Annotated in this window: 8 protein-coding genes; 6 read left to right on the forward strand and 2 right to left on the reverse strand. The window is 49.9% G+C overall.

Annotated features, from left to right (window positions below; all coding sequences use genetic code 11):
• The 4 genes from Xinn_RS19635 to Xinn_RS19650 form a co-directional block, all read left to right on the forward strand.
• A partial coding sequence (locus Xinn_RS19635; RefSeq protein WP_153043420.1) for an integrating conjugative element protein occupies positions 1 to 337 on the forward strand: 337 nt, incomplete at its 5' end.
• Positions 334 to 2,400 (forward strand): type IV conjugative transfer system coupling protein TraD, encoded by a 2,067-nt coding sequence (traD, locus tag Xinn_RS19640; RefSeq protein ID WP_099137771.1) that lies wholly within the window; start codon positions 334 to 336, stop codon positions 2,398 to 2,400. The genes Xinn_RS19635 and traD, both read left to right, overlap by 4 nt.
• Positions 2,401 to 2,406: 6 nt before the next feature.
• Positions 2,407 to 3,165, forward strand: coding sequence for a TIGR03747 family integrating conjugative element membrane protein (locus Xinn_RS19645; RefSeq protein ID WP_086954003.1), 759 nt, complete (start codon positions 2,407 to 2,409; stop codon positions 3,163 to 3,165).
• A 452-nt stretch (positions 3,166 to 3,617) separates the two neighbouring features.
• On the forward strand, positions 3,618 to 4,589 hold the full coding sequence (locus Xinn_RS19650) for a hypothetical protein (RefSeq protein ID WP_086954002.1): 972 nt from the start codon (positions 3,618 to 3,620) through the stop codon (positions 4,587 to 4,589).
• A 311-nt stretch (positions 4,590 to 4,900) separates the two neighbouring features.
• On the opposite strand, the gene Xinn_RS22945 is transcribed toward Xinn_RS19650, so the two are convergent.
• Both Xinn_RS22945 and Xinn_RS22950 read right to left on the reverse strand, forming a co-directional pair.
• The gene (locus Xinn_RS22945; RefSeq protein ID WP_244590273.1) at positions 4,901 to 5,194 is read right to left on the reverse strand and encodes a hypothetical protein; all 294 of its coding nucleotides are present in this window, start codon (positions 5,192 to 5,194) and stop codon (positions 4,901 to 4,903) included.
• The gene (locus Xinn_RS22950; RefSeq protein WP_244590274.1) at positions 5,125 to 5,541 is read right to left on the reverse strand and encodes a DUF5710 domain-containing protein; all 417 of its coding nucleotides are present in this window, start codon (positions 5,539 to 5,541) and stop codon (positions 5,125 to 5,127) included. The genes Xinn_RS22945 and Xinn_RS22950 overlap by 70 nt, the downstream gene beginning before the upstream one ends.
• 158 nt (positions 5,542 to 5,699) lie before the next feature.
• On the opposite strand from Xinn_RS22950, the gene Xinn_RS19660 reads away from it, so the two are divergent.
• Both Xinn_RS19660 and Xinn_RS19665 read left to right on the forward strand, forming a co-directional pair.
• Positions 5,700 to 6,029: an integrative conjugative element protein, RAQPRD family gene (locus tag Xinn_RS19660; RefSeq protein ID WP_086954001.1), complete on the forward strand. Its 330-nt coding sequence runs from the start codon at positions 5,700 to 5,702 to the stop codon at positions 6,027 to 6,029.
• The coding region (locus Xinn_RS19665; RefSeq protein WP_099137772.1) for a TIGR03758 family integrating conjugative element protein at positions 6,026 to 6,248 on the forward strand (223 nt) is incomplete at its 3' end. The genes Xinn_RS19660 and Xinn_RS19665, both read left to right, overlap by 4 nt.

The raw sequence follows: 6,248 nt of genomic DNA on the forward strand, positions 1-6,248 counted from the left end.
AGCCGCCATGTTACCCGTTAAAACACCGGCACTGACACCGGGCAAAGTTGACAGCAGACCTCTGCAACTACCGGGGATTGGCGCCCTGTTTCTGATTGGCGATGATCCCGCTTCACACCAGTGGTTAAGCCAGAATGCCGGCACATTGACAAAACTACATGCTGTGGGTCTGGTGGTGAATGTCAGGGACAGGGCGGGCTTACAGGCACTGCGCGCATTAGTACCGGATTTACTGCTGTCACCGGCTGCCGGCACTGAACTGGCGCGTCGGTTGCAGTTGCAACACTATCCGGTGTTGATCACCGAAACCCGACTTGCTCAGCAGTTATCACCATGAGCCGCCGTTATGTTGTGGAAGCCCTGCTGCGTCCTGCCGTTGAGCTGAATACGGCGCTGGTTTCCGCCGTGGCGGCGTTTGTCTGTCTCCGGGCACCCTGGGCCATCGCCCTGGCACCTTCGATCGGCTATGTTATGGGCGGCGGATTTGCCGTCCTGGCGATACTGCGCACATGGCAGGGCATGCAGGTTATCCGTTATCGCCGGAATCTGCGCCGCCTGCCGCGTTATCAGATGAGCACAAAGCATATTCCCGTCAGTCACCGGCAGTTGTTTCTGGGTCGGGGCTTTCGCTGGCAGCAGAAACATACCCAGCGTTTGCAGGATACACGGCGACCGGAAGTGGAACGATTCGTACAGCCGTCTCGGGCTTATCAGTTTGCCCGCACTCTGGAGCGAACAACCGAATACCGCTGGCCGGCCTTCTCTGGGTTGTTACGTCAAGACTCCCCCTTCAATCCGGTACGCCCGCTGCCGCCGGTGGGCGGCAATCCGGCCCTCCACGGCATTGAGCCCCAGGAGGCGGACGTGTTTATGGACCTGCGCGAACGGGTCGGGCATACGCTGGTGATGGGCACGACCCGGGTGGGCAAAACCCGGCTGGCTGAGCTGCTGATAACACAGGATATCCGGCGCGGCGAGGTGGTGATTGTTTTTGATCCCAAAGGGGATGCTGACCTGTTAAGGCGCATCTGGGCCGAAGCGCACCGGGCCGGTCGCGGCAATGAACTGTCCCTCTTTCATCTGGGCTGGCCGGAGATTTCAGCCCGGTATAACGCGGTCGGACGGTTTGGCCGGGTATCCGAAGTGGCTTCCCGTCTGGCCGGGCAGCTCAGCGGGGAAGGCAACAGCGCCGCGTTCCGTGAATTTGCCTGGCGGTTTGTCAATATTGTTGCCCGTGCTCTGGTGGCGCTGGGGCACCGGCCGGATTACCAGCTGATCACCCGCTACGTCAATAATATCAGCGAACTGTATCAGCGCTATGCCACCCGGGTGATGGAAGAGCGGCAACCGGCGCTGCTGGCGCAAATCCATCATTCCCTCAGCACCCTGAAAGAAAAAGACATTCCGCGCAATATGCAGGGGCAACCCGATGCGCTCCGGCTCTGGGCGATGGAAATGACCCTGAGTTCTGACGCCGGTAAGCAACTTTATGACCCGATTCTGGATGGCCTACGGTCGGCCGTACGTTATGACCGGACCTATTTTGACAAAATTGTGGCGTCCCTGCTGCCGCTGCTGGAAAAACTGACCACCGGCAAAATTGCGGAACTGTTATCGCCGGATTACCTCAATATGACAGATTTGCGGCCCATCTTTGACTGGGAGCAGGTGATCCGCAAAAACGGCATTGTCTATATCGGGCTGGATGCGCTGTCTGACAGCGATGTGGCCTCAGCCGTGGGCAACAGTATGTTTGCAGATCTGGTCAGTGTGGCCGGGCAGATTTACAAATACGGCATGAACGCCGGCTTGCCGGTTCGTCATGACGGTAAGCTGGCGATTAACCTGCATTGTGATGAGTTTAACGAACTGATGGGCGATGAATTTATTCCGCTCATTAACAAAGGCGGCGGAGCGGGGATGCAGGTCACGGCATACACCCAGACCTCCTCTGATATTGAAGCCCGTATCGGCAGCCCGGCCAAAACCGCGCAGGTGGTGGGGAACTTTAACACCCTGATTATGCTGCGGGTACGGGATAGCCGGACGGCGGAGCTACTGACCAGTCAGTTGCCGGAAGTAGAAATCTACAGCAAGACACTGGTCTCCGGGCATTCTGATATTGCCGATGTCGAGCAGGGGCAGGATTTTACCTCGTCCACTCAGGACAGGGTCGGCACCGTCAAAACCCCACTGATTACACCCGCCGAAATGATTAACCTGCCGAAAGGGCAGGCGTTCGCACTGCTGGAAGGCGGGCAGTTGTGGAAAATCCGCATGCCGTTGCCCACCGGCGATGACGATGATGCCCTGATGCCGGCCAGTTTGCAGCACATTGCCGACCAGATGCGCCGGCACTACCGCACCAGTGAACACTGGTGGACAGAGCAGGGGGGGTGACCGCTCATGGCACAGTCAGAAAATTCCGCCCGCCAGCCTTCTCAGCCACCCCGCAAGCCCGGTCTGCTGTACCGTGTGTTATGGGAATGGCCGTGGCAGCTTATCGGCTTTGGGGTGATGTCGTGGCTGTTCAGTCTGTTACTGGAATATCTCGGCATGACGTTTTTCTGGTCAGAGCAGGGGGCGACTCACAGCCAGACGATGATGAACACCGAGCTGCAATTTTTATCGACGGAATTTACCCGCAGCCTGCTGTTGTCAGACCCCGCCCAAACGGTGCCGGCCTGGCTGGCACAGGCGTATCAGTGGCTGTTTGTGGACAGTGGGTTTATGCGCTGGGTTCAGGGGCAGTCACACTATCCGTTTCAGCGCAATAATGACTTTCTGCGTGAATTCAATGCGGTATTACAGGGGCTGTTGGCACATTTGCAGGAATATTGGCTGGCGACCGTGTTTATCACAATGGTAACACTGATCCGGCTGACCATTCTGCTATTATCCGCGCCTCTGTTTGTGATGGTGGTCGTGGTTGCGCTGGTCGACGGGCTGGGACGGCGGGACTTGCGGCGCTATGGTGCGGGGTATGAATCGAGTTTTGTTTATCACCATGCCAAACGGGGAATAAAACCGACCTGCACGGTGCCCTGTATCCTGTATTTATCGTGGCCGGATGTGGTGTATCCTACCGTGATATTGTTGCCGGCGGCCGTACTGTTAGGCATGGCGGTGGTGATCACCACCTCGATGTTTAAAAAGTATATATAGCTGATAACGCTGCACGTTGGCAGACAAAACGTTTTTTTGTTTTGTCTGCCAGCGTCAGCAGACAAGCCGCACAGCGGCGCGTCAGGATACTAATTAGAGACGATATTGAGTTTGAGAGATAATATTAAATTTGCGCTTTACAATTTCGTTCGAAAACATTTATTATGAAATAAAATAGTCATCTTTCCTCTGCTTTAATTGTCATGTTTTAAGTTTTAATGATTCTTATGTATATTGTGTGTACATTAGTTCTCAATGAAAAAATAAATTATGAATAATGAGGTATTGATTGTTGAAAATGACATAGTTAATGTTTCGTGCATCTCAATGGAAATGGTTTAGTCTTTAATTAAAGAAAAATAATTTTTGATTCAGTATGTTATTTTTTAATATAAGATTTGTTTGATGTTTAATTTAAATGAAAATTAATCTGTTTTTAGTAGAGGTGTATCATGCCTTCAAATTTTAATAATCCAAATAGATATAACGATATAGAAAGCGGTCTTCGTCACCGTAAACCTTCACATCTACAGCCTTCAACATCTCAAATTCCTGATACTGGATTGCAACTCATTCGGCGTTCAACATCTTTACCTGTTGTTGCTGAACCTCACAAATTTCAACCTTTAACTGTAACTGTAGCTGCAGCCGGATGTGCACTGACTGTTCTGGATCCTTCTAAAATGAAGCTTGTAAAACCAGACGAACTGATGACAACGATGAATACATTTCATATGAATATACGTAATGAGGATGATTGGAAAAGAGCTATTAGTTTATTAATAGAAATTAATGTTCAATTAAATGATTGTGATTTAGAAAATTTACCTAACGAAATAACTGATAGATATAAGAATGCTGGCTTTTTTAGTGTAAATGGTATTTTGAAATATATTAACGAGGGCCTTGGTGGATCGATTGGCCATATTTTAGGAATGGTTGGAACAGTGCTTTGGGAGCAAAGTCAAATTGAGCAAACTGATCTTAATAAATTAAATAATAGCAACCAAACCAGTATAAATGGACGAGATAAAGTAGAAATACAGGATAGACAAAATAATTTTATCCTTGCTGCTAGAGCAGTGTCTATTTCTGATGCTTGTTTTGCCTTCGTATTTGGACTTATTATAAAAAACGTATTGGCTAGTATAATCAATAGAAGAGGAAGTATAACGGAGAATAATTCAAGGTTTGTGGCAGAATGGGTCAAAAAAATTCTTATAGAAAGATATATGAAAGACAAAAAAATTGAGCTTTCTGGAAATGTTAGTATGCGCTCTATTCCTAAGTTGGCTTTTTTTGCTAATGCTGAAGACCATTTCAGAGTATATGTGCCAGATAAGGAGGGTTATATAAATCCTATCATTAATGCTTATTGTAAACGCTTAGAAGAAAGAAGCATATTTCACAAATTATTTTATTAGTCTAGGCCATGGTAAAACGCAATATAAAATGATATCAAGTCATACACGAACTAAAGTATTTGTTTGGAAGTAGGTATTTGCCATATACCTAATGTAATCATTGCAGACAAGTTTTACTATCAAAGTAAGTTTATAACGCTGAAAGACAAAAATTATTTTTGTTTTGCTTTTCAGTGTCAGCAGAAAAGCAGATTAAGCGGCGTGTCAGATTATGACAAATTTAATTTTTCATAACCTGTTAACAGACAAAATAGCCGCTCATATCTTGCTGAATTAATGCTGATATGGGGATGAGGTATTAACCACCCGCGTCATCCACTCAAATCCGTCACAGGCCTGACAGGCCCGGTTGCTTTTTTTGGGTCGAAGCAGTCATGTTCATGTGAACTATCTTCACAATAGCCGACAAACGGCTGTTCGATACGATGCAGCCGAATCGTTGCAGCCTGCGCTTTGGACGCCGGAAAAAACGCGCCGCCGGGTTCGGTAAACAGGTCGGTATCATTCAGCGGCGCATCACAGTGTTCGCAGTGGTTTATCCAGTGCTGCCGTTGCAGTGGCTGGCAGACAACTTTGTGCAGGCGGTGGTGAAAGCCGGGCAGCACGTGCACACAAGGGTGGGAAGATCGGCAAGATAAAACAAAAACGCCGGACAGTCCTGCACGGTGTAATCAATTTCGGTGTCGGGCTTATCGCGGCTGTCCGCTTCCAGCCGCTGATGACCGGCAGGCAGCATAAAAGCCGTTACTGTGGTGTTTCCCTGACAGTGCGGGTAGGCTGTCTGAGTCTGGGCGTCCGCATGAACATTATAGAACGGCAGCCAGTTGATAAACGGCGTCGGATCAATGCTGTTATCGATATACCCGATTTGTTCAACAGCATCCCAGTGTGCACTCGGCTTCCGTGCCTGTTCGTGTTCCGCGTCAGGGACGTTTAAATCAATCCGCAGCATGTTGCTTTCTTCCTTTCACTCATTGTTAAACCGTTAATTCAATAAGTTAGTCAGACTATGTCGCTAATTTGCATCAAAGCATAAAGAGTTTATTGCTGATCCGCCGTAAAAAACCCCGCATCCTCGGCATCCTGAATTCCATCACGAGGTGAGTGTGTATGCGTGGTTGCTTTTCCCTGTCTCGGTCTGCCTGTCTGCTGGGTCTGACGGTATTGTGTGTCCCCCTTGTGCAGGCGGCCGAAAACGATGAGCTGGCGAGCGCAACGCGGCTGATTGAGCAGGTACAGATAGCGCTGGAGCGCGCCAGTATTGCCGGAACGCCCGCGGAGAGCGAAAAACCGCCCCGCTATCACTTTGATTACGCCCGTATCCGTGCGGATCTCCACACCATCAGAACCGGCATCGAACATTATCTGATGCCTTCCCGCGAGCAGCCGGACGAACCCGCGCCGTTATCCGGTCAGTATCGTCAGGAACACCCGCAATGACTCCGACCCAGCGCCATGCCTTTGAGGCGGCTTCAGGACACTTTGATATTCATTTTCTGTCTCTGGTGTGTGTCGGCTTTTTCTTCGCGACGCTGTTCCTCTGGGCAGCCTGGGCGGCGCTGGATGTCTGGAACGGCTGGGCGAATGACAACGTGCGTAATCAGACCCTCAGCCAGTTTGCCCTGCGAACGGCGCTGTTACTGGTGATTGCGGTCTGGA

Origin of the sequence: Xenorhabdus innexi, from assembly GCF_002632485.1 — a bacterium.
Taxonomy (GTDB): Bacteria; Pseudomonadota; Gammaproteobacteria; order Enterobacterales; family Enterobacteriaceae; genus Xenorhabdus; species Xenorhabdus innexi.